24 protein-coding genes are annotated in these 22,745 nt (G+C 59.3%); 5 read left to right on the forward strand and 19 right to left on the reverse strand.

Annotation, left to right across the window (positions count from 1 at the left end):
• Nucleotides 1–70: 70 nt before the first annotated feature.
• The 3 genes from rsmA to EKM86_RS05685 are packed head-to-tail and all read right to left on the reverse strand — an operon-like array spanning nucleotide 71 to nucleotide 2,290.
• Nucleotides 71–955, reverse strand: coding sequence for a 16S rRNA (adenine(1518)-N(6)/adenine(1519)-N(6))-dimethyltransferase RsmA (rsmA, locus tag EKM86_RS05675; RefSeq protein ID WP_125755930.1), 885 nt, complete (start codon nucleotides 953–955; stop codon nucleotides 71–73).
• Nucleotides 948–1,514 carry a ribonuclease M5 gene (gene rnmV / locus EKM86_RS05680; protein WP_125755932.1) on the reverse strand — a complete coding sequence of 189 codons (567 nt, stop codon included), beginning with the start codon at nucleotides 1,512–1,514 and terminating at the stop codon, nucleotides 948–950. Before rnmV ends, rsmA begins: the two co-directional genes overlap by 8 nt.
• Nucleotides 1,511–2,290 (reverse strand): TatD family hydrolase, encoded by a 780-nt coding sequence (locus tag EKM86_RS05685; RefSeq protein ID WP_125755934.1) that lies wholly within the window; start codon nucleotides 2,288–2,290, stop codon nucleotides 1,511–1,513. Before EKM86_RS05685 ends, rnmV begins: the two co-directional genes overlap by 4 nt.
• 132 nt (nucleotides 2,291–2,422) lie before the next feature.
• Here EKM86_RS05685 and EKM86_RS05690 point away from each other — a divergent pair, with 132 nt between their 5' ends.
• Nucleotides 2,423–3,142, forward strand: coding sequence for a beta/alpha barrel domain-containing protein (locus tag EKM86_RS05690; RefSeq protein WP_164506180.1), 720 nt, complete (start codon nucleotides 2,423–2,425; stop codon nucleotides 3,140–3,142).
• Between the two features lie 88 nt (nucleotides 3,143–3,230).
• Here EKM86_RS05690 and metG read toward each other — a convergent pair whose 3' ends face one another.
• The 6 genes from metG to EKM86_RS05720 all read right to left on the reverse strand — a co-directional run bounded on the left by metG (nucleotide 3,231) and on the right by EKM86_RS05720 (nucleotide 9,021).
• The gene (metG, locus tag EKM86_RS05695) at nucleotides 3,231–5,210 is read right to left on the reverse strand and encodes a methionine--tRNA ligase (RefSeq protein WP_125755938.1); all 1,980 of its coding nucleotides are present in this window, start codon (nucleotides 5,208–5,210) and stop codon (nucleotides 3,231–3,233) included.
• A gap of 86 nt (nucleotides 5,211–5,296) precedes the next feature.
• Nucleotides 5,297–6,124: a DUF72 domain-containing protein gene (locus EKM86_RS05700; protein ID WP_125756010.1), complete on the reverse strand. Its 828-nt coding sequence runs from the start codon at nucleotides 6,122–6,124 to the stop codon at nucleotides 5,297–5,299.
• Nucleotides 6,117–6,590 (reverse strand): NUDIX domain-containing protein, encoded by a 474-nt coding sequence (locus EKM86_RS05705; protein WP_164506181.1) that lies wholly within the window; start codon nucleotides 6,588–6,590, stop codon nucleotides 6,117–6,119. Before EKM86_RS05705 ends, EKM86_RS05700 begins: the two co-directional genes overlap by 8 nt.
• A gap of 10 nt (nucleotides 6,591–6,600) precedes the next feature.
• A complete protein-coding gene (locus EKM86_RS05710; RefSeq protein ID WP_125755941.1) occupies nucleotides 6,601–7,287 on the reverse strand; it encodes an NAD-dependent protein deacylase in 687 nt (228 codons plus the stop codon).
• Nucleotides 7,288–7,299: 12 nt separating this feature from the next.
• On the reverse strand, nucleotides 7,300–8,232 hold the full coding sequence (locus EKM86_RS05715; RefSeq protein WP_125755943.1) for a hypothetical protein: 933 nt from the start codon (nucleotides 8,230–8,232) through the stop codon (nucleotides 7,300–7,302).
• A 12-nt stretch (nucleotides 8,233–8,244) separates the two neighbouring features.
• Nucleotides 8,245–9,021 (reverse strand): PHP domain-containing protein, encoded by a 777-nt coding sequence (locus tag EKM86_RS05720; protein ID WP_125755945.1) that lies wholly within the window; start codon nucleotides 9,019–9,021, stop codon nucleotides 8,245–8,247.
• A gap of 62 nt (nucleotides 9,022–9,083) precedes the next feature.
• On the opposite strand from EKM86_RS05720, the gene EKM86_RS05725 reads away from it, so the two are divergent.
• The 3 genes from EKM86_RS05725 to EKM86_RS05735 all read left to right on the forward strand — a co-directional run bounded on the left by EKM86_RS05725 (nucleotide 9,084) and on the right by EKM86_RS05735 (nucleotide 10,796).
• On the forward strand, nucleotides 9,084–9,593 hold the full coding sequence (locus EKM86_RS05725) for a YbhB/YbcL family Raf kinase inhibitor-like protein (RefSeq protein ID WP_125755947.1): 510 nt from the start codon (nucleotides 9,084–9,086) through the stop codon (nucleotides 9,591–9,593).
• Nucleotides 9,594–9,665: 72 nt separating this feature from the next.
• Nucleotides 9,666–10,205, forward strand: a complete 540-nt coding sequence (locus EKM86_RS05730) for a dihydrofolate reductase family protein (RefSeq protein WP_125755949.1) — start codon at nucleotides 9,666–9,668, stop codon at nucleotides 10,203–10,205.
• 87 nt (nucleotides 10,206–10,292) lie between these two features.
• Nucleotides 10,293–10,796, forward strand: coding sequence for an NUDIX hydrolase (locus EKM86_RS05735; RefSeq protein WP_125755950.1), 504 nt, complete (start codon nucleotides 10,293–10,295; stop codon nucleotides 10,794–10,796).
• A gap of 57 nt (nucleotides 10,797–10,853) precedes the next feature.
• Here EKM86_RS05735 and EKM86_RS05740 read toward each other — a convergent pair whose 3' ends face one another.
• From EKM86_RS05740 to EKM86_RS05755, 4 genes are all read right to left on the reverse strand, one after another.
• Nucleotides 10,854–11,837, reverse strand: coding sequence for a DUF1002 domain-containing protein (locus tag EKM86_RS05740; RefSeq protein ID WP_125755953.1), 984 nt, complete (start codon nucleotides 11,835–11,837; stop codon nucleotides 10,854–10,856).
• Nucleotides 11,838–11,946: 109 nt separating this feature from the next.
• Entirely contained in the window at nucleotides 11,947–12,885 is a 939-nt protein-coding gene (locus tag EKM86_RS05745) for a Ppx/GppA family phosphatase (protein ID WP_125755955.1), read from the reverse strand.
• Nucleotides 12,882–15,071, reverse strand: a complete 2,190-nt coding sequence (locus EKM86_RS05750) for an RNA degradosome polyphosphate kinase (RefSeq protein WP_125755957.1) — start codon at nucleotides 15,069–15,071, stop codon at nucleotides 12,882–12,884. Before EKM86_RS05750 ends, EKM86_RS05745 begins: the two co-directional genes overlap by 4 nt.
• Nucleotides 15,068–16,597, reverse strand: a complete 1,530-nt coding sequence (locus EKM86_RS05755; protein ID WP_125755959.1) for a Ppx/GppA phosphatase family protein — start codon at nucleotides 16,595–16,597, stop codon at nucleotides 15,068–15,070. The genes EKM86_RS05750 and EKM86_RS05755 overlap by 4 nt, the downstream gene beginning before the upstream one ends.
• Nucleotides 16,598–16,762: 165 nt before the next feature.
• On the opposite strand from EKM86_RS05755, the gene EKM86_RS05760 reads away from it, so the two are divergent.
• Complete coding sequence (locus EKM86_RS05760) at nucleotides 16,763–17,680, forward strand: aldo/keto reductase (RefSeq protein ID WP_125755961.1); 918 nt, start codon at nucleotides 16,763–16,765, stop codon at nucleotides 17,678–17,680.
• A 73-nt stretch (nucleotides 17,681–17,753) separates the two neighbouring features.
• On the opposite strand, the gene EKM86_RS05765 is transcribed toward EKM86_RS05760, so the two are convergent.
• The 6 genes from EKM86_RS05765 to EKM86_RS05790 form a co-directional block, all read right to left on the reverse strand.
• Nucleotides 17,754–18,740 carry a GDSL-type esterase/lipase family protein gene (locus tag EKM86_RS05765; protein ID WP_125755963.1) on the reverse strand — a complete coding sequence of 329 codons (987 nt, stop codon included), beginning with the start codon at nucleotides 18,738–18,740 and terminating at the stop codon, nucleotides 17,754–17,756.
• Between the two features lie 56 nt (nucleotides 18,741–18,796).
• The gene (locus EKM86_RS05770; protein ID WP_125755965.1) at nucleotides 18,797–19,456 is read right to left on the reverse strand and encodes a DUF1648 domain-containing protein; all 660 of its coding nucleotides are present in this window, start codon (nucleotides 19,454–19,456) and stop codon (nucleotides 18,797–18,799) included.
• Nucleotides 19,443–19,727 carry an autorepressor SdpR family transcription factor gene (locus tag EKM86_RS05775; RefSeq protein ID WP_164506182.1) on the reverse strand — a complete coding sequence of 95 codons (285 nt, stop codon included), beginning with the start codon at nucleotides 19,725–19,727 and terminating at the stop codon, nucleotides 19,443–19,445. The genes EKM86_RS05770 and EKM86_RS05775 overlap by 14 nt, the downstream gene beginning before the upstream one ends.
• A gap of 154 nt (nucleotides 19,728–19,881) precedes the next feature.
• Nucleotides 19,882–20,694, reverse strand: a complete 813-nt coding sequence (locus tag EKM86_RS05780; protein WP_125755967.1) for an alpha/beta hydrolase — start codon at nucleotides 20,692–20,694, stop codon at nucleotides 19,882–19,884.
• Between the two features lie 13 nt (nucleotides 20,695–20,707).
• The gene (gene lepB / locus EKM86_RS05785) at nucleotides 20,708–21,328 is read right to left on the reverse strand and encodes a signal peptidase I (RefSeq protein WP_125755969.1); all 621 of its coding nucleotides are present in this window, start codon (nucleotides 21,326–21,328) and stop codon (nucleotides 20,708–20,710) included.
• A complete protein-coding gene (locus EKM86_RS05790; protein WP_125755971.1) occupies nucleotides 21,300–22,694 on the reverse strand; it encodes an MATE family efflux transporter in 1,395 nt (464 codons plus the stop codon). The genes lepB and EKM86_RS05790 overlap by 29 nt, the downstream gene beginning before the upstream one ends.
• Nucleotides 22,695–22,745: the final 51 nt, after the last annotated feature.

The raw sequence follows: 22,745 nt of genomic DNA on the forward strand, positions 1-22,745 counted from the left end.
ACCATTACAAAAGGGTGTACACAAGCGAGAATCATTGAAAACCGCGCAAATTTTCCCGATTAGGTCAAGCCTACAGCCCGTTCGCCTTTAGCGCTTCCGCCAAGGCCGCAAATTGCGGGATGCTCAGTGTCTCGGCCCGGGCACTCGGTGCCACGCCAACCGCCGCAAGGGCGGCCGTCAGCTTGGCCTTGACCGCCTCGTCCTTGCCAAACAAATTGGTGAGGTTGTTCCACAGCGTCTTGCGCCGCGCGGCAAAGCTGCCTCGGACCAGCCGGTCAAACGCCGCCTGGTCCGATATCTTGGCCAAGGGCGCCGACCGCTTCGTCAAGTTGACGATGGCTGAGTCCACGTTGGGCGCCGGCACAAAGGCGGTGCGGCTGACCGTGAAGGCCACCTCAATGGCCATGCGCTGCTGCACGCCAATGGTGAGACTGCCGTAATCTTTGCTGCCGGGAGCGGCGGTCAAGCGATCCGCGACCTCTTTTTGCATCATCACGGTGATGTCGTCAAACGCCACCGGCGCCTCGATCAGGTGCATCAAAATCGGCGTGGTAATGTAATACGGCAAATTGGCGACGACCTTCAGCTGGTGCTGGCCATCGAAGTGCTCGGCGATCAGGGCTGGCAGGTCCGCCTTCAGCACGTCTGCTTCAACCACCGCCACATTCGGGTATGGCGCCATGGTTTCCGCCAGCACCGGCAACAGCCTTGGATCGATTTCAAGGGCCAGCACCTGGTGGGCGCTTTCCGCCAAAAACTCCGTCAAAGCGCCAATTCCTGGACCGATTTCGATCACGTCGTCGGCTGCGCTCACGCCGCCGGCAGCAACGATGCGCTGCAGCACCTTGGGGTTGGTCAGAAAGTTCTGGCCGAGGCGCTTCTTAAACCGAAACCCGTGACGCTGCAAAATTTCCTTGGTGCGGCTGGGTGATGCGATGTACTCGTGTTCAGGCATGCGGCTCCTCCTTGTTCAACTGCTTCAGCGCCGCCGCGAAGGCGTCTTCGCTGATCTCAAACAGCGCCAGGCGCTTTTGCAACTGTTTACCGTTGGTGTACCCAATGTGCAGCAAGTCCCCCAGCCGCTCTCTGCGTGCCCGGGCATTGGGCCCGCCGAGCAGCCCGGCGGCAAGCAACACCGCGCGCGGGCAGAGCGGCGTGGCGTTTGGCTGCTCCGTGACCAAGTGAGCCAGGGCCTCCTTCAGCGCCGCGGGACTGGCGTGTTCGACGCCCAGCGACCCCTTGTGGTTAGGCACGGCCTCTTTGACCGGCAAAAAGGCGTGAGTCACGCCTGGTACCGCCGCGCTGATGGTTTTGCGGATCTTCTCGCCCGGAAAATCAGGGTCAGTCAGCACAATGACACCGCGCGTGGCCTGCGCCTTTTTGATCAGGTCTAAGGTCGCCTGATCAATGGCGCTGCCGCGCGTTTCAATCGTGTCAATGGGGCCGAACGCCTCAGTCAGGCGCTTGGTGTCGTCGCGGCCCTCGACCACGATGATTTGCTTAAAAGCCGTCATTCTGTCTCCTTCAAGCCGAAGATTCGGTGGGCGTTCGCCCAGGTCAAAGCGGCGATGTGTTCCGGCGTGTCCTCGCGGTACTTGGCCTCGGCTTCGACCACGTAGCGGGTGTACGCCGGCTGATTCTGACGGCCGCGGTACGGCGTCGGTGTCAGGTACGGCGCGTCTGTTTCCGCCAGCAGCCGGTCTGCCGGCACCACCTTGACGCTTGCGTGCTCCAGCGGGGCATTTTTGAAGCTGATGATCCCAGAGTACGAAATGTACATGCCGAGGTCCAGGAACTTCTTGGCCCACTCAGCATCCCCAGTAAAGCTGTGCATGATGCCGCCAAAGTCGCCAACATGGGCGTCCTTGAGAATCGGATAGCTGTCCTCAAACGCGTCGCGCGAGTGAATCGAGACCGGCAGATGCAGTTCGCGGGCAATGGCCAGCTGGCGGCGAAACACGCGGCGCTGGATCTCCCGGGGGCTGTTGTCCCAGTGATAGTCCAGGCCAATTTCGCCCAGCGCAATGGTCTTGGGCGCTGCGAGCTGTTCTTCCAGCAGGGTTTCGGCTGCCTGGTCGTAGTCCTTGCTGTCATCCGGATGCCAGCCGACGATCGCGTAAAGATTGGCGAACTGCTGGGAAAGCCGCATGGCCCCCGCGTTCAGCTCAGCATTCGAGCCCACAATAGCCATTTTCGCAACGCCGAGCTGCTTGGCCGCTTCGACGTACTCGGCCTCCTTGCCGGCGTATGGGGTATCGTTCAGGTGGGTATGGGTATCAAAAATTTTCATAGTTGCTCCTTAGATGTCGCAATTCATTATACGCAGGGCGGCGAATTTCCACAAACCGCGGGCCAAACTTTTTGTGGCAGCGGCGCCCAGCTGGCGTACACTAAATGTAATCTTGTCCTGGGAGGAATCAATATGTCTGTCAAACTGACCGCGGGCCAATTCGCCCACCTCACGGCTTTGTCCAACCACCAGCAGGTGCTCACCGCCACCACCGACCGCACTGAGGCCCTCGGCCGGCTGATGACCTACGATGCGCCAGCGGATGCGTCCCGACTGCCCGGCCTGCAAGCCGACCTCAGTGCGCTGCGCATCGCCGAAACCGGCGGCGACGGCGTGCTGCTGCACCTCACTTACTTGGCCGATGCCGATGAGGTGATCAACGACCGCAAAAAGGCCCTGGTGGAGCGCGTGGGCGCCGAGGCCAAGGCCAATCACCTGCCCTTTGTGCTGGCCCTGGCCACCCCCGAAGCGGCAGGCACAGTGCCAGAGGCAATCATCGCGATGACCCGCGAGTTCAGCGATCCGCGCTACGGTGCCACAGTACTGGCGCTGCCGGCGCCGGTGCCTCTCAGCCACATTGATGGCTTCGTGAAAACCCCGGCTGCACCAGACTACGACCGCACCCAGGCAGCCTCATTGTTCAAGCAGCAAAGTGATGCGACCGACCTGCCGCTGGTGTTTCACGAATCCGGGCTCACTGCGGCAGAGCTGGAAGCACAGCTGAACTTTGCCCATGACAGCGGCGAAGAGGTTAACGGCCTGCTCGCTTCGTTCAAAATGCTGACCGCGTTGGCTAAGCCGCTGGCCAAAACGGCCACGCCTTGGCAGGCCAAGGTCGAAGTCGAAGATTAATCGCTTTACCCCCAGGGGCGCCCAGCAGCGCCTCTTTTTTGCGGCCAGCCATGAAAAAACGCCGCCCGGCAGGCGACGTTCGACCTGATCAGCTGATCAGGCTGCCATTTTCGATGGCTGAATCCACTTGAAGCAGTGTGACCTTGCCGTTATTATCCTCGGACGACAGGAGCATCCCTTCGCTCATTTCACCCTTCAGCTTCCGCGGCTTCAGGTTGACGACCGCCAGTACCTTCTTGCCCACCAGCTGTTTGAAGTCAGGGTAATACTCGGCGATTCCGGACAGGATCTGCCGCGTGCCTTCATCCCCGGCATCTAGGGTGAACTTGAGGAGCTTGTCGGCGTTCTTGACCTTTTCGACGTTCAGAATCTCGGCGACGCGAATCTCGGACTTGTCGAACTGCTTCCATTCGATCTCGCCCTTGCGTGTCTTTTCGTCGACTGTGGCGGCCTTCTTCGGCGGCTGCATCTGGGACTTGATGTACGCGACTTCTTCCTCGGCGTCCAGCCGCGGGAAGATTGGCGTGCCCTGTTCAACGACCTTATTGCCGGCCGGCAGGTGGCCCCATTCGAGGGTCTCCTGCTCGTCAATGGCCGGATCCAGGCCGAGCTGCTCGAACATTTGCTTCGGCGCGTGGGTCATCACGGGCTGGATCAGCAGCGCGATGAGGCGCAAGCTTTCGGCGAGGTGCCCCATCACGGAATCAAGCTGCTTCTTGGTCGCCGGCGTCTTGGCCAGGTTCCACGGCTCGGTTTCGTCGATGTACTTATTCGCGCGGGCCACCAGCTTCCAGGCCGCGTCCAAAGCGTCCGAGAACTGCAAGTTGTCCATCAGGTCACCGTACTTGGCGATAGCGTCCTTGGCCACCTGCTCCAGATCAGCGTCGAACTTGGTCGGCTCGGTTTGCGAAAGGTCCGGCAAAACGCCACCGTCGTACTTGTTGATCATGGCCACCGTCCGGTTGAGCAGGTTGCCCAAGTCGTTGGCCAGGTCAAAGTTGATCCGGTCGATAAAGTCTTCAGGCGTGAAAATCCCGTCGTTGCCAAACGGAATGGCGCGCATCAGGTAGTAGCGCAAGGCGTCCAGCCCATAGCGCTTGACGATCATCTCCGGGTAAATGGCATTGCCCTTCGACTTGCTCATCTTGCCGTCTTTCATGACCAGCCAGCCGTGACCGTAAATCTTTTTCGGCAGCGGCAGGTCCAGAGCAAAGAGAATAATCGGCCAGTAAATGGTGTGGAACCGGACGATTTCCTTGCCGATCAGCTGGACGTCGGCCGGCCAGTACTTGTCAAACAAGTCCTGATTGGCCGACCCGTAGCCCAGCGCGGTGATGTAGTTGAGCAGGGCGTCGACCCACACGTAAACCACGTGCTTGGGGTCGCTGGGGATCGGCACGCCCCAGTTGAAGCTGGTGCGGCTCATCGCGAGGTCTTCTAGGCCCGGCTTGATGAAGTTATTGATCATTTCCGTCTTGCGGCTCGCCGGCTGGATGAAGTCGGGATGCTCGTCGTAGTACTTCAGCAGGCGATCCGTATACTTGCTCATCTTGAAGAAGTAGCTCGGCTCGTGCACCAGCTTGACCTCATGGCCGGACGGCGCCTTGCCGCCGATGACCTTGCCGTCCTTGTCGCGGTAGACTTCGGCCAGCTGCGATTCAGTGAAGTACTCCTCGTCTTCGACCGAGTACCAGCCGGTGTACTCACCCAGGTAGACGTCGCCTTGTTTGATCAGGCGCTCAACGATTTTTTGAACCGCCGCCACGTGTTCCTTGTCGGTGGTCCGAATGAACTTGTCATTGGTGATCTCGAGCATTTTCCACAGCTGCTTGATCTGCGCCGCCATACCGTCGACGTAAGCCTGCGGGGTGATGCCCAGCGCGTCGGCCTTTTGTTCGATTTTCAGCCCGTGTTCATCGGTGCCGGTCAGGAAAAAGACGTCGTAGCCGGTCAGGCGCTTGTAACGCGCCAGCACATCGGCCGCGATGGTCGTGTACGCGTTGCCGATGTGAAGCTTACCAGATGGATAGTAAATCGGCGTGGTCACATAAAAAGTGGGTTTTGACATTGAAAGAGCCTCCTGAAAAAGTCACCCGGCGAAATGGCGCCGGATGCTCGTATGCCATCAAGTATAGCATTTAGGCCAAAAGGCCGTTAGAACAAATCCAGCTGCTGCGGTCCCAGGTCTTGATAATGCAGCCCCAGCAGCTTGATGAACTGCTGCGCGTTGGGCGAGGCGTCATGGTGACCGTTGTTGTTGAAAATCACAATCACCTGCTTGGACTGCTTGGCCAACTGCTTGGCGATTTGGCCCAGCGCCTGCAACTCCTCTTGAGTGTACCGGTAGTTAGTGCGCTCGCTGCGCCACTTGGCGCCGCCGCGCTGCCAGCCGGCCACGTTGCGTCCGTGCAGCCGCATGATAGACAGTTCTGAGTTGGTCGAAGCTGCCACCAGCGGCACGCTGCCGGCTGGCGTTTGCGGCTCATCGACCACCACGTGAATCAGGTTTAATTCGCGCATCAAAGCCAGCGTCTGGTCTCGATACTCCGGCAAGTACCAGCCGGCGTTGCGAAACTCCAGCGCGACCGGCAGCTCGGGGTACAGCGTGCGAATGCGGTTGAGCACCCGGATGTTGGTGGCGCTGACGCCAAAATAAGGCGGCAGCTGAAACAGCACCGCCGCCAGTTGGCCGGTCGCTTGCATTGGCACCAGCGCCCGTTTTAACCCGGTGAACTCGGCCCCAGCGTCATGGGGATCTTCGACTTTGTGAGCGGACATCGCCGCCGTCGCTTTGACGACAAACTGGAAACTGCTTGGCACCTGCTGCAGCCAGTGGCTCACAACCTGGTCGCTTGGCACGTGGTAGTACGTGGTGTCCAGCTCCACCACCGGAAACGTGGTCGCCAGATCCGCCAAGCTGCTGGTGCGGCCGCTCGCCAAGTCCGGATGATCCGCCACCGCGGTCAGCCCGACGTTAATCATCACTGACTGCCTTCAGGCCGAGGAACCGCGAGCCTTCAAAATCTGAGCGCAGCGTCACGCTGCTGCCGGCCTCAAAATACGGCAGCATCGCGCCCAGGTCCGGGACCAGTCCCAGGTTATCCGAGGCGGTGAGCCATGCCGGGTTCATGGCCGCCACAATGCCCTCGCGCGTCTGCATCGGCAGCGTCAGTTCCTGGCTGGTTTCGGCCTTGAACAAAAACAGGTCGCCTAGTAGCGCCCCGTCGACGTACCAATGCACCAGTCCGCAGGCTTTAAACACATCCGGCGGCAGGACCAGCCCACATTCTTCGTGAAACTCGCGGGCCATGCCTTCGCGCGGCGTTTCGCCGGGCTCCACCTTGCCTCCCAGCCCATTCCACAGGCCGCGGTACGGCGGCTTTGCGCGGTTGATCAGCACCACGCCGGTTTTGGTGGTCACCAAACCGACCGTTAACTGCTTTGTCATGCCATCACTCCTATAATTGACTAAACACATCCACCGCGTCACCGACGACCATGTGGGCGCCTGCCGGCAAGGCAATGGGTTCGCGGTTGACCGCCGCCAGCACCGCTCCGGGCTTGGCATAGCCGATCAGGCCGGCAAACGGGTACACCTGAAAACTGGTGCCCACCACTACCAGCAGGTCGGCTTGGCTGATGGCCAAAACGGCTCGTTCCACGACATCCGGGTCAATCGGCTCGCCATACAGCACGATTCCTGGCCGCAGGATGCCGCCGTCTTCTTGGTGGACATCCGACTGCAGGTAGGTCTGGTAGTCAAAGTGCTTGCCGCACGTCTGGCAGAAGATATTGTAAAGATTGCCGTGAAATTCGATGACGTGCTTGGCGCCGCCTTTTTGGTGCAGGCCGTCCACATTCTGCGTGACAATGGCCCCTTTTGCGTTCGTGATGGCGGCCATTTTCTCGTGGATTACGTTCGGTTTAGCATCCGGGTAATACATTTTCTTGACGACCCAGTCGTGAAACGCCTCGTGGTGATGCCGCAGGTTTTCGTCGGCCAGCGCCTCTTCGGGGCTGGCCAAATCGGAATACAGCCCACCTTTGCTGCGGTAATCCGGAATACCGGACGCCGTCGACACGCCGGCGCCGGTCATGAAGGTCACATACTTTGCCTCGGCAATTGCTTGTTTAAGATCAAACATGCTGACTCTCCTTTAATCGCGGATCGCGTAATCCACCTGATACTGAAGCAGTACCGTTTTCAGCGGGGTCTGATACAGCTGCTGGAACCCTTCCGAAGACAGAGCGGCCAGCGGCAGGACGAAGGCATTTTGCTGGTCACCCTTGCCCATGGCCACGTAGGCGCGCTTTTTGGTCGCACGATCCGTCATTTCGCTATGCAGGATCTCGTAGGTCTGATTCAAGTTCAGCCGCAGCTGACGCTCGGACAGGATCGGCGGCAGCGTGGCAAACTCTGCGTTGGCCGTTTCCTGGAAGCCGTGTTTTTGCAGAATCTGGTCAAACTGCCGCCAGATCCGCACCACCATGCGGCGAAAATCAAACGGAGTCGCCGTGCCCTTCGACGTGATGGTCGCGTACAGTTCCTGGGCCAGCGGCAAGGCATCCGGATAATTGACCTGCCAGTACTTGAGCTGGGGCTTACTACCGCCTTCAAACATGACCAAGGCGTCCAGCAGCGTCATAATGCAGTACACCAGCTGGTCCGGCCGCGGGTCAGCGGGCAGCGACGCCGTGACCCCGGCGCCCAGCTGCTTCATGGTCTCCCCGGTCAAAAGCCCCATTTTGGCCTGTTCGGCGCGAATCTGCACGTGCATCACCGAGTCGTAAAGCGAAGTGCCAACGGCAAAGAACTGTTGGTCGACGTCTGGATCGCCGGTGGCCAGCCGGTACTGCAGCGGTGAAAAGCCGGCGGTGACCAGCTTCATGTGCAGCAGCTCGTGGCTGAGCGTGTAATCGACATTGGTGGTGTCGGCCACCTTCAGCTCCAAATGGCCATTGGCGAGCAGCTTTTGCGACGACTGCGTGTGGGTCAAGACGCCAGACGCCGGACCGTCGATCACCACGTCCACCGGCATGGTGTAATGCTGCTTCACGTCATCAAGCAGTAATTTGACTTGTTCATTCATGTGTTTTCCCTCCTAAAATGCGGTCAGGTGCGGGCGGTGGTGCTGATACAAGGCCAACTGCGAAAACCCGCTTCGGCGCAGCAGCGTCTTCGCTTCCGCAAACCCGGTTTGAAATTTATCGGCGGTGTGGGCATCAGAGCCCAAGGTGACCAGTTCGCCGCCCGCCTGCCGGTACCAAGGCAGCACCAGCTCGTACAGCGCGGCATTGCCCCACTGATACATGGATTTGGTGTTGACCTCAAAGGCCATGCCGCGCTTCACGACCAGCGCCAAAATCGCCTGCAGCTGGGGCTTGACCCAGGCTTCCAGCTGCACCGGCGTCACGTCCAGGATGCGCAGGCCGTAATCAAAATGCGCCAGCACATCCCCAAACGGGGCACTTTGCAGTCCGGCCAGCATGCGGTCGTAGTAGGTCTGCACATGCCGTTTCAGGTCGACTGTTTTAAAGTGTGGATCCTGGTAGTCGTACTGCCCATCGTGATGAAAACTCAGCAGCACCAGGTCAAAGTCCTGCGCCTGCAAATAGCGCTGCAGGTCCGCCTGGCGCGGCGCAAAGTACCCGCACTCGATTCCACGCAGGAACCGGTTGGGATACCGCCGCTTTAATGCCTGCAGCTTGGCCGTGTAGGCGGTTTGGTCAGGCTCGTCATCGCTGGCGCGGTCTTCGGGATTGCTCAGCTCCAGGTGTTCTGTCGTGATGAACGGCCGCTCTGTTTGGTTCAGGTAATCCTCAAATTGGGCCTGAGAATCGAACGAAAAATAGGTGTGCACGTGCTGGTCATATTCCATTGTAAGCCTGCCTCCCCGGTTCGTGTTACTCTTAAGTTAACGCAAACAGGAGGCAATAAACAATGAAAGTAACAGTTCCCACGACTAATGGTTATCTCGCCGATTGCTACGGCAAGTACGCCGACGAAAGCGATAAGCACCAAGGCACGCCAACGCGCAGCTTCCCCATCGCGATCAGCGAGGCGCCAGCAGGCACGCAGTCGTTTGCCCTATGGCTGATCGATTACGATGCCGTGCCCGTTTCCGGCTTTCCGTGGATCCACTGGACCGCGGCCAACATCCCCGCAGGCACCACGCTCATCCCCGATGACGCCAGCCACCAAGGCACACTGAAAATGGTTCAGGGCCACAACTCCACGTCTGGTCACCTGGTCGGCAGCACCGATCCCGTCACCGCCACCGGCTATGTCGGCCCGCAGCCGCCGAATGCCGACCACGCGTACACTCTGACGGTCTTCGCGCTTGACACGACCCTCGCGCTGCAAAACGGCTACTGGTTGTCTGACCTGCGGCACGCGATGCAGGGGCACATTCTGGCGCAAGTCAGCCAAGATCTGTGGTCTCGCCAGTAAGTTCTGGAAACAGTGAGAAACCGCTTTCTTTTGTGATACAATTAACGTAATCAAACAGAAGAGGGTGGTTGGATGTCTCGCAATGTGATCTTGTACCTGACCGAAAGTTTGGACGGCTTCATCGCCGAACCAAACGGCAGCACCGAATGGCTCCGCAAGCTGAACTCTAACGCGGGCGACGATGCCTACCAAGGCTTCTACCAAAATGTGGATACGGTGCTCATGGGGCGTAAAACCTATCAGCGCGCACTGAAGCTGGCCGGCACTTACCCATACCAGGATAAGGAGTCCTACGTCTTTTCGACCACGCTGCACGACACGGACGACCCCACCACGGTGGTGGCCGGCAACATTCCTGAATTTGTCCGCCAGCTCAAGGCGAAAAAAGGCGGCGACATTTGGCTGGTCGGTGGCGCGGATATTTTCACCGACCTGCTAAAAGCCGACTTGATTGATAAACTGACCATCACCATTGCACCAGTGCTGCTGGGTGATGGCATCAGCCTGGTGTCGACTAATCTCCACGATGTGCCACTGAAGCTGGAGACGACGATGCAACACGACCAGGTCGTGACACTCACCTATCAGGTCTGCAAAAAGTCTGAGGAATAAGTACGACCAGCCCCTGCCCGCGCAGGGGCTTTTTGCGTCCGCAGGCACGAGGGCGTAAACTCGGTGTTCCATGATAGGAGGCGGCAAATGGTCACCGATAAGTTAAACGAACCCTGGGATCTTTATGACCGGCATTTTCACATTGTTGGCGCCCAGCTGCGCAAAGACGCCGTCCCGCAAGGCCTTTTTCACCTGACCGTCGCGATTCTGGTATTCGATGATACCGGTCAGCTGTTAATCCAGCGGCGCAGTCCGCACAAGCTGCACCGGCCAGGCTGCTGGGACCTGGCCGCCGGCGGGTCTGCGCTGCGCGGTGAATCAAGTGCCCAGGCGGCGGCGCGCGAACTGCAAGAAGAACTCGGTATTACCGCCGACTTTACCCACCAGTCGCCAGTCGCGACCCTGTGGCACGCTTCTTGGGTCGAGGTCGTGTACCAGGTCACTGTTCCCGGGCTGACCGTGGCGCCGCTCACCTTGCAGTCAACCGAAGTCGCGGCAGTGGCGCTGCTCCCAATTCCTGAGGCCACTGCTCGGTTAAGCGGCAGCAGTACCGACTGGGCCGCAGTGGTCCAACAGGCCAGGCAACACTAAAAAATCGCCTCACGGTCGCACAGTTTCGTGCAAGGCCGTGAGGCGATTTTGATTTGGCTAGCTAAACAGGCTTTGAATCCAGTCGCCCAGGGTCTGGAAGAAGTTGACGATGCTGTCCCAGATTTGCTGCAGAAAGTTGCGATTTTCCGGGGTGTCCAAACTCTTCAGCTTGCTGAACAGGCCTTTGGCGCTGTTTTGGATGCTGGACGCCAGCTGATTGGCTTGGGTCTTAAAATCATTCCCTTTCAATGCCCCAGAATCTTGAATCTTCACCAGCAAATTGATGATTTGCGTCCGCTGGTTGTTGTTGATGATCTGGGTCAGGTTGTTCTGCTTCAGCTGACTGTCGACGATGTTGCCGATTTGGTTTTGCGACAGCGTCTGACTGCCGTTGTTACTCTGGCTGGCCATCTGGGACTTCATCCCCGCGACGGCATTGTTCAGCTGTTTGTCGGAGTACCCGCTTTGGTCCTTGTTGGCCTGCGTGATGCCCGACAGCGTGTTGACCTCATCCTGAGCTGCAGCGATCTGCGCTGAATTTAGCGTCTCGCCGTTTTGGGCAAAGGCCGCGTAGACCCCGGCCAGAGCGCCGGAGCCGTCGATCCGCACCGCACTGGTGATGAAAATGTTGGCATTGGTCACCCCTGCGGTCAACGCCGCGTTGCGGTACTGGTCAGCCGTAATGGTCGTGATGTTGTTGACGCCATTGTAATTGACGATTTGGACGTTGATGCCGCCGCTGCTGGTTTTTTGCACCAGCGCGCTGGACCAGACCCCGGAGCTCGCCGTAAACGAAGAGCCGGCCGGGTTGAGGTACTTGACCAGCGTGCTGCCGTTCACCGTCAGCTGGGAAACATTTGTCACGTTCGCGGCGTTTTCCAAAGTACTCAGCGTGCCGGATTTTTGATCCGGCGTCAGGGAGACCCCCAGCGTCGCCACCGGCGTCCAGGTTTCATCGGCGCGCACCGGCGTGCTTTGGCTGACGCTGACGCCCACCGCAAGCGCGGCAGCCGCAGCAAGTGCAAGTAACCATTTTTTCATGATAATTGCTCCATTCGTGATTGATACCCTATTTATACCAAAAGCCGACCCGATGCACGCGCATTTGGTCGGCTTTTAAGTAAAGCTTTGGCAATCCGTGACAGTTCTGTTAGTCGGCGATGGCCGCCTCGGCCTGGTTCAGGTACGTGTACAGCGCCCCTTCCCGCAGCCCGTTTTGGGAAAACAGCAGGCGGTCGCAGTCGATGTAGCGCAGCATGGTGATCACCGGCGTCAGCCCGCCGATGATGATGTCGGCACGCTCGCGGGAAAGCCCTGGCACCTCCTTGCGCTCGGCAAGGTCCTTGCCCAGAATGTCGGCGTAAATCGCGTTGGCCGCGACGGTCGACATGCGGTAGCCGTGAATGTCCTCGTAGCTGCCGAGCCCCTCCCGCCGCCGCTGGATCTTGGCCAGCGTGCGGTTGGAGCCGCCAAGGGCGACAATTGGCAAGTTGAGCGCCTTACGCAGCCACCAGATGCCGTTGAGCATTGTCGTAAACGAGGTGGTCAAGTTGAACAGCTCTGCCGGCGTCACCCGGTCTGCTTGGATGTACTGCTCGGACAGATTGACCGCGCCGACTGGCAGCGAGACCCGGTGGATCAGCTTGCGGTTTTGCACCAAGGCCAGCTCCGTCGACCCGCCGCCGGTGTCCATGATCAGCGCGTTTTGAATCGGCAGCGTGTTGACCACGCCCAGGTAGTCCAGCTCGGCCTCCCGTTCGCCGGTGATCACCGTGACCGCCAGTCCGGTTTCAGCCTGGACGCGCGCCACAAAGGCCTTTTGATTGACGGCATTGCGCGTGGCCGCCGTGGCCAGCACCTCCAGCGTCAGCGGCGCAAAGGGTTTGATGGCCTCGCCAAAGCGCTTGAGCGCCGCAATGGTGCGCGCAATCGCCGGCTCCTTCAGCGTGCGCGCCGGCCCCATCCCCTCAGACAGGCGCACCATGTCCTTGAGTTTGACGACTTCCTTGGGATTGTTGTTGGCATCGATTTGCCAAATCGAAAGCCGCGCCGAATTGGAGCCCAAGTCGATCACGCCGTAATAGGTCATTTAGTCTCCTCCTCATCCAGCGGGGCCGTCAGCGGCGTGAAGTGCCGTGCACTGGTCGGATCTGCCGGTGCTTGTTCTTGCTTGCTGACAGCCTGCACCGCAGTTTTGGCCGCGGCTTCTGCCAGGAAGGTCGCCTGGGCGTTTTGCGGGTTGACGCCGCGCCGGTCGACGCGCGCCCAGCTGTTGTCGGGCTGGAGCACCCGCGTTTTCACGTTGTCGTCCCACAGGGTTTGATAAATCTGCAAGATGCGTGCGTGGATGTCGTCCTGCAGAATCGGGAACAGCAGCTCCACCCGCCGAGACAAGTTGCGCTTCATCAGATCGGCTGACGACAGATATAGGTGCTCGGCCCCGCCTGCATAAAAGTAGTAGATCCGGCTGTGCTCCAAGAACCGGCCGACGATCGAGTGCACTGTGATGTTGTCCGAAACGCCCGGAATACCGACTTTGAGATTGCAAATACCGCGCACCAGCAGGTGAATCTTCACCCCGGCCGCAGACGCCTGGTACAGCGCCAAGATCATTTCGGTGTCGGACAGCGAGTTCATTTTCATGCGGATCTCCGCCGGCCGGCCCGCCTTGGCCTCGCTGATTTCCTCGGCGATGCGCTCCTTCAGAAAGTCGCGAATGCCCAGCGGCGCGATCACCAGCTTGTTAAAGTACGCCGGCTCCGAGAAGCCCGACAGCATGTTGAAAATGTTCGAGGCGTCGGTGCCCATTTCGGTGTCGGCGGTGAACAGACCCATGTCCGTGTAGACGCGCGCAGTGACATCGTTGTAGTTCCCGGTCGCCATGTGCATGTAGCGGCGGATGCCGTCCTCGTCGCGGCGCACGACCAAAGCGAGCTTGCTGTGCGTCTTGAGCCCGACCAGACCGTAGATGACGTGGCAGCCGGCCCGCTCGAGTTCCTGCGCCCAGTGCACGTTGTTTTCCTCGTCAAAGCGCGCCTTGAGTTCGACCAGCACGGTCACCTGCTTGCCATTTTGCGCGGCCAGCTTCAGGTAGGAAATGATCGGCGACTTGGACGACACGCGGTACAGGGTCATTTTCACGGCGAGCACCTGCGGGTCCTGGGCGGCCTGGTGAATGAATTCCACCACCGGCGTGAACGAGTCGTACGGGTGCTGCATGAAAATGTCGTGGTCGCGAATCTGATCGAACAAATTGCCAGAGACCAGATGCTGGTCCAGGTAAGGCGTAAATGGCGGGTAAAGCAGCTCGTCATGGCCGCGGACCTGCTTGACCAGCTTGGACAGCACGTTCAAATCGATGGGGCCCTTGATGGCGTAGATGTCGTTTTCCTTTTCCACGCCCAGGCCTTTGATCAGGCGTTTTTTCAAGTACTTACTCATGTCCGCGTCGATTTCCAGGCGCATGACCTTGCCACGCTGGCGCTTTTTCAGCTGGGACTGGATCTCCTTCATCAGGTCAGAGGCGTCCTCTTCGGCCACATCGAGGTCCATATCGCGCGTCACCCGAAACAGCGCGGTTTCGCGGATCTTTGCGCCGACAAACAGCGCCCCCAGGTGCTTGCTGATGACATTTTCCAGTAAAATGAAGTCGTTGTCGCCGTCTGGCAGCCGCAGGACGCGCGGAAAGACATCCGGCACTTGCACCATGGCAAAACTGCGATTCTTCTCGTCCTTGTCGTCCTTGCCTTCGTCCTCGGGCCGCTGCAGCCTGATCGCCAAGTTGAGCGAGTTGTTGGCCAAAAACGGGAACGGGCGGGTCGGGTCAACGCCCATCGGGGTCAGGACTGGGTACAGCTCCTGCTCGAAGTAGTCGCGGCAAAATTCCACCTGGCGCGGTGAGAGCTGGTCCGGTGTCAGCAGGCGAATGTTCAGCTCATCCAGCCGCGGGGAAAGCGAGCGCGTCCAGGTCGAGTACTGCTTCTCCACCATCGCGTGCGCGTCCTTGGCGATGCCCGCCAGTTGCTGCGATGGCGTCAGTCCTGCCGCGTCTGGCTCGCCGTAATTAACGGCGACCATTTTGCGCAAACTAGCCACGCGCACGTTGAAAAATTCGTCCAGGTTGCTTTGCGTGATCGCCAAGAAGCGCACGCGTTCCAGCAGCGGATTGGTCTTGTCGCGTGCCTCTTCCAGCACGCGGTCGTTAAATGCCAGCCAGCTCAGCTCGCGGTTGGTAAAATGCTTAGGATCTGCGAAATCGACACCTTTTTTGCTCATAGCCGAGTCTTTCCTTTCAATTCAATCGGCAACCCGTACACGGCGGCGAAAAACGCCCCTTTGGTCCGCAGCGACCAGCGCTCCAGTTCGACGTCATCACTCGCAGTGACTGTCAACAGCACGCGGTCTTTTTGCAGCGAGACGCGCAGCTTTTCAATTTTCTGCTGGCGCGAGGCGTCCAGGGCGTCGGCCACCCGCAGCAGTGCGGTCAGCTTGGCGATCACCAGCCGGCGGTTCGCGTTCAGCTCGGTTAAATCAGACAAATCTGTCTGCGGCGTGTCGCTCGAGTGGTAGCGCGCGATAGTCGCCACCATCCGCTGCTCGGCCGCAGTCAGCCCGATCAGCTCCGAGGCCTGAATAATGTAGTCCGAGTGCTCGTAGTGCTTGTGGGTGTCCACGTACGCGCCAACGTCGGTCACCGTGGCCGCAATCTCTAGCAGCAGGCGCTCACGCTTGCCCAGCCCGTGCAGTTTTTTCAGCCGGTCGAACAGCTGCAGCGCGTACTTCACGGTGAAGTCGCGGTGCTTGGGATCGACCATGTACCGCTCCGCCAGGTTGCGCGCGGAGATCAGAATCTCGTGGTCCGAATCGATGTTGACGGCCTTGGAGCCCGACTCAGACGCCGCGTTGACCTCCAGGCCGTCCAGCAGCTTGAGGTCCGAGATCCAAATCTCATCCGAGTTCAGCGACTTGATCAGGCGGTAGACCAGCAGCACCGTCGGCAGCACCTGCGCGATTTCCGTCGGCGTCAGGTCGTACTGCTCGCTGAGGTACTGGTCCGACGCATGGGTGATTTCCTGGTACAGCAGCTTGAAGCCGTCGCGGTCGATTTCCACAGTGTCGGCGCCGGTGGGGATCAAGGCGCTGAACACCGACAGCGCCGAGCCCATCAAGATCACATGCGGATAATGCTGATTCTTGGGCAAAAGGCGCATAAAATCCGCCAGCCGCGAATCGATGAAGTCGCGCATGACCTCGACCGGGTTGGGCACCGTCCGCTGCAAATCGGCCATCACCTCGAACACACGGAGCGGGCCGAGCGACAGGTTGCGGGAGAAGCCGAAGTCCCCGTCGGCAAAGGCGGTCAGCTCAGCCGAGCCGCTGGAAATATCGATCAGCACCGTGCCGTCCTTGGTGACCTGGTTGAAATTGGGAAACTTGCCCAGCACCGCCTGGGTCCGGTAGAACGACTCTTCCGAGAGGGTCAGTGTCGAGACCACCAAACCGGTGCGGCTTTGCAGCTGATCACGAATGAACTGGGCGTTTTCCGCCTCGAAGAAACTGTGGCTGCCGACGACTTGCACGTCGCGGACGCCGTAGTCCTTCATCAGCCGATCGATAGTCTGAAGCGCCACCACCAGCTGATCGACAGTTTCCGGCTCGATCTCGTGGGTGGCGTAAATATCCTCGCCCGTGGCGACCGGGTAAGAGCCGCGCTCGACTTCCTTGAGCGTACGCAGATCCGTAATGCTGAAAAAGACAAACTGGGCGCCAATCACGACAAAGCCGCGTTCAGAAACTGCCATGTTACTCCCCCTCTTTCTGGTTTCAATCATAGCATTTTCACGGCGTTCTGCGAATGGGCCGGGCCCGTATGTAACAGCTTTCAAAAGCCGTGCAGGTGTGCTAATGTGAAGAAGCATTGGTCCGGCCGCTTGCGGTCGAGACCCACTGAAGGAGGGATTTTTTCAATGAAACATCTGAATCTTGGCGGCGTCGGCGTGTCCGTCTCCGCCGTTGCCCTGGGCGTCATGCGTATCACCAAGCTGAACGTGGATGAAGCCACGACCCTGCTGGAAAGCGCCCATGACGCCGGCGTGAACTTTTTCGACAACGCCGACATTTACGATGGCGGCAAGGCCGAGACCCTGTTCGGCCAAGCGCTGAAAAACGCCAGCTTCTCTCGCGATGACGTCATCGTCCAAAGCAAGGTCGGCATCGTTCCTGGCAAGCGCTACGACTTTTCCAAGCAGCACATCACCGAAGCCGTTGACGACTCACTGAAACGCCTCGGCCTCGACTACCTGGACGTCCTGCTGCTGCACCGGCCAGACGCCTTGATGGCGCCGGAGGAAGTGGCCGAGGCCTTTGACGCGCTGCAAGCCGCCGGCAAAGTGCGCCACTTCGGCGTGTCCAACTGCAACCCGATGCAGATCGAACTGCTGAAAAAGGCCGTCAAGCAGCCGCTGGTCGCGAATCAACTGCAGTTTGCCGTCACCCACACTGGCATGATCGATAACGGTATTCATGTCAACATGACCGACGACCGCTCCGTTGACCACGACGGGTCGATTCTTGAGTACTCGCAGCTGCACGACATGACCATCCAGGCGTGGAGCCCATTCCAGTACGGCTTCTTCGAGGGCGTCTTCATTGACAACCCAAAGTTCCCGAAGCTCAACGCCAAACTCCAGGAGTTGGCTGATAAGTACCACACGAATTCCAGTGCCATTGCGGCGGCCTGGCTGATCCGGGTGCCAGGCACTCAGGTCATTGCCGGCACCACCAACGCCAAGCGCATTGCCAACATCGCCGAAGCCGGCGACATCACGCTGACGCGCCAGGAATGGTATGACGTCTACTTTGCGGCAGGCAACGACTTGCCTTAATGCATCCATTATCACGCACAAAAACGTGGTCACTCCAATGTTGAAGTGGCCACGTTTTTTAGTGGACAGATGGTCAGGCCACGCCTTGGCTGGCAAGAAAATCACCCAGGTGCGCAGCGATTTGCGTCATCCCCTGCGCAGTCGGATGCAGCAGGTCTGAACTTAATGCGGTCATGTCGGCCAACAAATCGAGGCCGCTGATGTACGGGAGCTTGCCGGCGGTTTCCTCGCGCACGATCCGGCGGAAGGCGGCCACTTTGGCCGGGTCCTCCGGATAGTCGGTCACGACCATGTCTGTGGCCACCACCGGGCGCGGATCTTGGGCAAATGGCGCGATGAAACGCCGTACCCGAGTCCGAAAGGCATCAGGCGAAAAGGCCCCAAGCATGTTGATGCCCATTTCAAGTGAGGCGAACTGCCAGTCATCACGACCGACCAGGTAATCGACCACACCGGGTTCCAGCCATGCGGAACCTGGAAACCCGAAGTTGAGCAAATCAGCATTGAACCGGTCGGCGACTAACTGCGGATACGTCGCGAACGGATTCAGGGCCAGTGACCCATGCGTAATCGAAGACCCGTACGCCAGGTAGGTCCGCTGCGGCATTTGCGCTGTTTCTGGCACCGCGACGTCCCCACTGAAGCCGTAAAAGTAGTTGCGGCAATAAGGCAGGCAGACTCGCACCACCGCCGGATCAAAGGCCAAGTGCTGCTGCGTGGCCAGTGCCTGCAACCGGGCGAGGTTGACCGGCCGCGGGATCGTGACGGTCGTCTTTTGCGGGGTCAAGATGCGCGACGAGGCCGCCCAGGTCCCTGGAAACGTGCCGTAGCGAATGTAGGCCACCTGCGCCTCGGCGGCTTTTTCCACCGCCAGCGTGAGCGTGACGGTTGGCGCGTTCATCACAAACCGCAGCTCCACCCCACTGGCGTCAGACGAGGTGTGCGTGGCCGGCTCGTCCAGCTGCGCAAACACCGTTTCAGGCACTCGGTCTAGCAGCGGGCCAGCCGGGGTCTTGCGGATCCGTTCAACGTTGTGAAACAAAATTCCTGATTTTTCCACTTCTAAAGCTTCTCCCTATCAAATCAAGCCCGGCTGTAGTCAGCATTCGGCAAGCGTTACTTATCAGTGCGCGTCGTCCACCGGTAGCTCAGCGGCATCACCACGATCATGGCGGCAATCAGCAGCACCAACGCAATCACTGAAACCACCGGTGGGAAGAACAGACTGACCAGCATTAAGACGCCGCCGGCCACCATCACGTACCCCAACACGCGCATGGCCTTCAGCGCACCGGCGGGGTTTTTCACCTGCCACGGCACGTGATAGCCGACCCCGACCCATCCTTGGTGCGCCGCGCTTGCCGGCACGGTCGGCAGGTAGTTGCCCATCACAATGAAGATGGCGCCGACCACGGCAATCGCCCACAGCCGAATGTTGACCGCCTGGCCAAGGGCGTAACGGATCGTTGCCACGTAAATGACCACCGTCACCACTGGAATGATCCACACGGTGATGCGTTCAAACCGCGCCGCACTTTTGCCGTGGCTGCTGGCCCAGTAAGTGGTGCCAACGGCCAACCAGTGGGCGGCCAGCATCAGCAGCGGCAGGCCGTACACGACCAGCGTTTTGGGCATCCACCCGTTCGGCTGATTGTCGACCCCCCAGTGCGTCACCAACGTCGCCGGCAGCGCACTGTATTGGCTTGCCCCGTACAGCATCGTCAACAGAATCACGGCAGAGGTCAGCGCCAGCACCCGCCATTTATTTTTTGTCATCAGACTCGCCTCCAATTCCCAAACTGTAAATCCAGCTAAGCACTTCCTCAAACACGCTGGCGTTTAGGTCATAGTAGATAAAATTCTTCTCACGCCGCTCGGTGATCAAATTCGCCTGCTTGAGCAGCTTCAGGTGGTACGACACCGTAGCCGGTGTCAGGGCGAACTGGGCCGCGATCTCGCCGGCCGGCTTAGACTCGTCCTTTAGCAGGTTCAAGATCTTGCGCCGCACCGGATCGGAAATGGCCTTCAGGGTGTCACTCATTGCCATGGTCCTGCCTCCGATTTTCTATTTTGATAATTATCTAAGTAGATATTAAAGCCTTGCCCATCTGCCGTCAACAACTGTTTAGATTATTTTCGAATTAGTCAGTAAAAAAAGGCTCACCCGAAATTGGGTGAGTCCGCGGAACATGGCAGGACGATTACATAAACTGCTGCAGCCAGGTGGCAAACAGCGGCAGCCACTGCGCCACCACCGGCGCTTTGCCGTAGTCGTGACGCTGGCTCCAAGTTTCGCGCGTGGCCAGGCTCAGGCCGTGGCGTCCGGCCGGAAAGATGTGGAGCTCGCAGGCCACGTCGTGCTCGTGCAACGCCTCGGCGAAGCGGATGCTGTTTTCGACTGGCACGGTTTCGTCGGTCATGGTCGTCCACAGAAAAGTCGGCGGCGTCTGCGCGCTGACCTGCCGCTCCAGAGACACCTGCAGCCGCAGCGCCGGTGAGGCGTCCGGCCCGATCAGCTGATCAAACGAGCCGGGCTCCTTAAATTCACCACTGGTGATCACCGGATAACCGAGCATCATCCCGTTTAACTGGATCTCATCAGCCTGGTAATCGGCGAGCACCGTTTGCGCGATCAGCGTGCCTAAACTGGCGACCAAATGGCCACCGGCGGAAAAACCGACGCCGATGATGGCTTCAGGGTTCACGTGCCACTCGGCGGCGTGCTGGCGAATCATGCGCACTGCCTCGGCAAGCTCTAAAAGCGCGGTCGGAAACCGGTGCTCAGGGCCCACGCTGTAATGCAGCACGAACGCCTGGCAGCCCTTGGCCAGCAGCGCCATGGCGACGGGCTCCCCTTCGCGCGGTGAAACAAACGCGTAGCCCCCGCCCGGGGCGATTACAGCGGCGGGCCGCAGCCGGTCAGGTTCCAAATCCTCGTATTGATCCATCAAATACGCATCAAAATAGGCGTCCTTGGACAATGGCGTGTCCAGCGCTTCACGAATCACTTGCATGACGCAAGCCTCCTTAGAATTTTTCCACCGCGTTCAGCGGCCAGTAGCGCCACTTGACGACGCCGAACACTTTCGACCGCTTCACAAACCCGAATTTGCGACTGTCGTACGACACCGGCCGGTTGTCCCCCAGCACGAAATAGGCATCCTTCGGCACCGTGCGGGTCCGCGTCGCCTTGAGCGAAGCCAGTGAGAAGTTCGGGGTAAAGGCGGGACTGTTCCCGGTCTCACCATTTTGCTTGGCCTCAAAGGCCATGACCTTGCGTTTGAAAGCAGGCGTGATGAACGGCTCCTTGACCCGTTTGCCGTTAATGTAAAGCACATCGCGGCGCACGACCACAGTGTCGCCAGGCAGCCCGATCACCCGCTTGATGTAGGCGAGGCCGGGCGCTTCGGGACTGTCAAACGTGATCACGTCGAAGTGGTGAATCTCGGCATGCCGGCGCACCACCAGTCGATCGCCCGGATTCAGGTTCGGCGCCATGGACTCGCCGGTCACCCCAGCATTGGCAAAAAACAGCCCCAACACCAGCTGGATCAGGAACATGGCGGCCCCGATGCCGATGATGATCAGGCCCCACTTGAGGAGTCCTTTTAAAGTCGGATCAATTGATTTGCTCTGGTTTGTTGGCATCGTCCAGGCTCCTTTGCTGAGCTTGCACTTGGGCGTCCTCCTTCTGCCGGATCCGCCGCATCGTCCGAACGTACATGTTGACCAAAACGAAAACGGAGCCGACCCAGGCCAGCGGGTTAGCCATTGACGCACCGGTAAAGCCGAGGTGCGCGACCAGCACGATGCCGGCAAACGCGCGCATCATCAGCTCAAACAGCCCGGCAACGGTCGGCACCAGCGTGTGCCCCAGCCCCTGCAGCAGGTTGCGCATGGTAAACAGGATCGCCAGCAGCCAGTACATGCTGGCGTTAAAGTGGAAATAGGTCTGCGCCAGTGCCGTGACCGCCGGCTGATTCGGCCCCAAAAACAGGTTGACCAGGGGTTTGGAAAAGATGATGATCAAGGCCCCCAGCACCGCCGAGATGCCGACGTTCAGCAGCAAGGTCTGATGCACCCCGCGCCGGATGCGTCCGTACTCGCGAGCCCCGAGGTTCTGCGCCGCATAGGTGGCCATCGTCACCCCAAAGGACGACGCCGGCAGCGTGGCGATTTGATCGATACGTCCGGCCGCCGTGTACGCCGCGACCGCATCGGTGCCCAGCGTGTTGAGCATGACCTGCAAAATAATCGACCCGATGGCGATGATCGACATGGAAAAGCCCATCGGCATCCCCACGACCATGTGGTGCTTGATCTCGGGCCAGTCAAACTTCAGGTCGCTTCTTTGAATGTTGAGCAGTGGGACCCGCAGTTTAATGTAGATCCAGCACAGTACCGCAGAAATCGCCTGCGCGGTCACCGTGGCCCAGGCCGCCCCTGGCACGCCCCAGTGGAACCCAAGGATGAAGGTGAACTCGAGGATGATGTTGATGACCGTCGCGATGATGAGAAAAATCAGCGGTGTGCGGGAGTCGCCCAGCGCCCGCATCATGTTGCTCAGCAGGTTGAAGGCCATCGACGCCGCGATCCCGTAGAAGATGACCCGCAGAAAGGCCACGGAGTTTTCCAAAATCTCCGGTGGCGTCTGCATCAACACAAGAATCGGCCGCGTCATCACGGCCGCCGCCGCGGTGAGCACTACCGACAGGGCCACACAGATCCAAATCGACACCCCAAAACTGCGCCGTACCCCCCGCTCGTCGCGCGCGCCGTACGCCTGCGCCGTCAGCACGGAAAGCCCGGCGGTCAGGCCCTGCGCAAACCCGATGATCAGAAAGTTGACCGACCCAGTCGCCCCAACCGCCGCCAGGGCGTCCTTGCCAATGGTCCGCCCGACGATCAGCGCATCCATGAAACTATACAGTTGCTGAAAAATATTCCCAATCAATAGCGGAATCGTAAAAAAGAAGATGAGCTTGATGGGATTGCCCTTTGTCAGCGTGTGCATGTATTTCCTCCTCCACTCAAACCAAATGCCTTGAATCACTGTATCACAATT

Origin of the sequence: Lacticaseibacillus hegangensis (assembly GCF_003946465.1) — a bacterium.
Lineage (GTDB): Bacteria > Bacillota > Bacilli > Lactobacillales > Lactobacillaceae > Lacticaseibacillus > Lacticaseibacillus hegangensis.

Bases quoted from the DNA above. Each gene is read 5' to 3' on its own strand.
- rsmA (WP_125755930.1), bottom strand. From the start codon at position 955: ATGCCTGAACACGAGTACATCGCATCACCCAGCCGCACCAAGGAAATT.
- rnmV (WP_125755932.1), bottom strand. From the start codon at position 1,514: ATGACGGCTTTTAAGCAAATCATCGTGGTCGAGGGCCGCGACGACACC.
- EKM86_RS05685 (WP_125755934.1), bottom strand. From the start codon at position 2,290: ATGAAAATTTTTGATACCCATACCCACCTGAACGATACCCCATACGCC.
- EKM86_RS05690 (WP_164506180.1), top strand. From the start codon at position 2,423: ATGTCTGTCAAACTGACCGCGGGCCAATTCGCCCACCTCACGGCTTTG.
- metG (WP_125755938.1), bottom strand. From the start codon at position 5,210: ATGTCAAAACCCACTTTTTATGTGACCACGCCGATTTACTATCCATCT.
- EKM86_RS05700 (WP_125756010.1), bottom strand. From the start codon at position 6,124: ATGATTAACGTCGGGCTGACCGCGGTGGCGGATCATCCGGACTTGGCG.
- EKM86_RS05705 (WP_164506181.1), bottom strand. From the start codon at position 6,590: ATGACAAAGCAGTTAACGGTCGGTTTGGTGACCACCAAAACCGGCGTG.
- EKM86_RS05710 (WP_125755941.1), bottom strand. From the start codon at position 7,287: ATGTTTGATCTTAAACAAGCAATTGCCGAGGCAAAGTATGTGACCTTC.
- EKM86_RS05715 (WP_125755943.1), bottom strand. From the start codon at position 8,232: ATGAATGAACAAGTCAAATTACTGCTTGATGACGTGAAGCAGCATTAC.
- EKM86_RS05720 (WP_125755945.1), bottom strand. From the start codon at position 9,021: ATGGAATATGACCAGCACGTGCACACCTATTTTTCGTTCGATTCTCAG.
- EKM86_RS05725 (WP_125755947.1), top strand. From the start codon at position 9,084: ATGAAAGTAACAGTTCCCACGACTAATGGTTATCTCGCCGATTGCTAC.
- EKM86_RS05730 (WP_125755949.1), top strand. From the start codon at position 9,666: ATGTCTCGCAATGTGATCTTGTACCTGACCGAAAGTTTGGACGGCTTC.
- EKM86_RS05735 (WP_125755950.1), top strand. From the start codon at position 10,293: ATGGTCACCGATAAGTTAAACGAACCCTGGGATCTTTATGACCGGCAT.
- EKM86_RS05740 (WP_125755953.1), bottom strand. From the start codon at position 11,837: ATGAAAAAATGGTTACTTGCACTTGCTGCGGCTGCCGCGCTTGCGGTG.
- EKM86_RS05745 (WP_125755955.1), bottom strand. From the start codon at position 12,885: ATGACCTATTACGGCGTGATCGACTTGGGCTCCAATTCGGCGCGGCTT.
- EKM86_RS05750 (WP_125755957.1), bottom strand. From the start codon at position 15,071: ATGAGCAAAAAAGGTGTCGATTTCGCAGATCCTAAGCATTTTACCAAC.
- EKM86_RS05755 (WP_125755959.1), bottom strand. From the start codon at position 16,597: ATGGCAGTTTCTGAACGCGGCTTTGTCGTGATTGGCGCCCAGTTTGTC.
- EKM86_RS05760 (WP_125755961.1), top strand. From the start codon at position 16,763: ATGAAACATCTGAATCTTGGCGGCGTCGGCGTGTCCGTCTCCGCCGTT.
- EKM86_RS05770 (WP_125755965.1), bottom strand. From the start codon at position 19,456: ATGACAAAAAATAAATGGCGGGTGCTGGCGCTGACCTCTGCCGTGATT.
- EKM86_RS05775 (WP_164506182.1), bottom strand. From the start codon at position 19,727: ATGGCAATGAGTGACACCCTGAAGGCCATTTCCGATCCGGTGCGGCGC.
- EKM86_RS05780 (WP_125755967.1), bottom strand. From the start codon at position 20,694: ATGCAAGTGATTCGTGAAGCGCTGGACACGCCATTGTCCAAGGACGCC.
- lepB (WP_125755969.1), bottom strand. From the start codon at position 21,328: ATGCCAACAAACCAGAGCAAATCAATTGATCCGACTTTAAAAGGACTC.
- EKM86_RS05790 (WP_125755971.1), bottom strand. From the start codon at position 22,694: ATGCACACGCTGACAAAGGGCAATCCCATCAAGCTCATCTTCTTTTTT.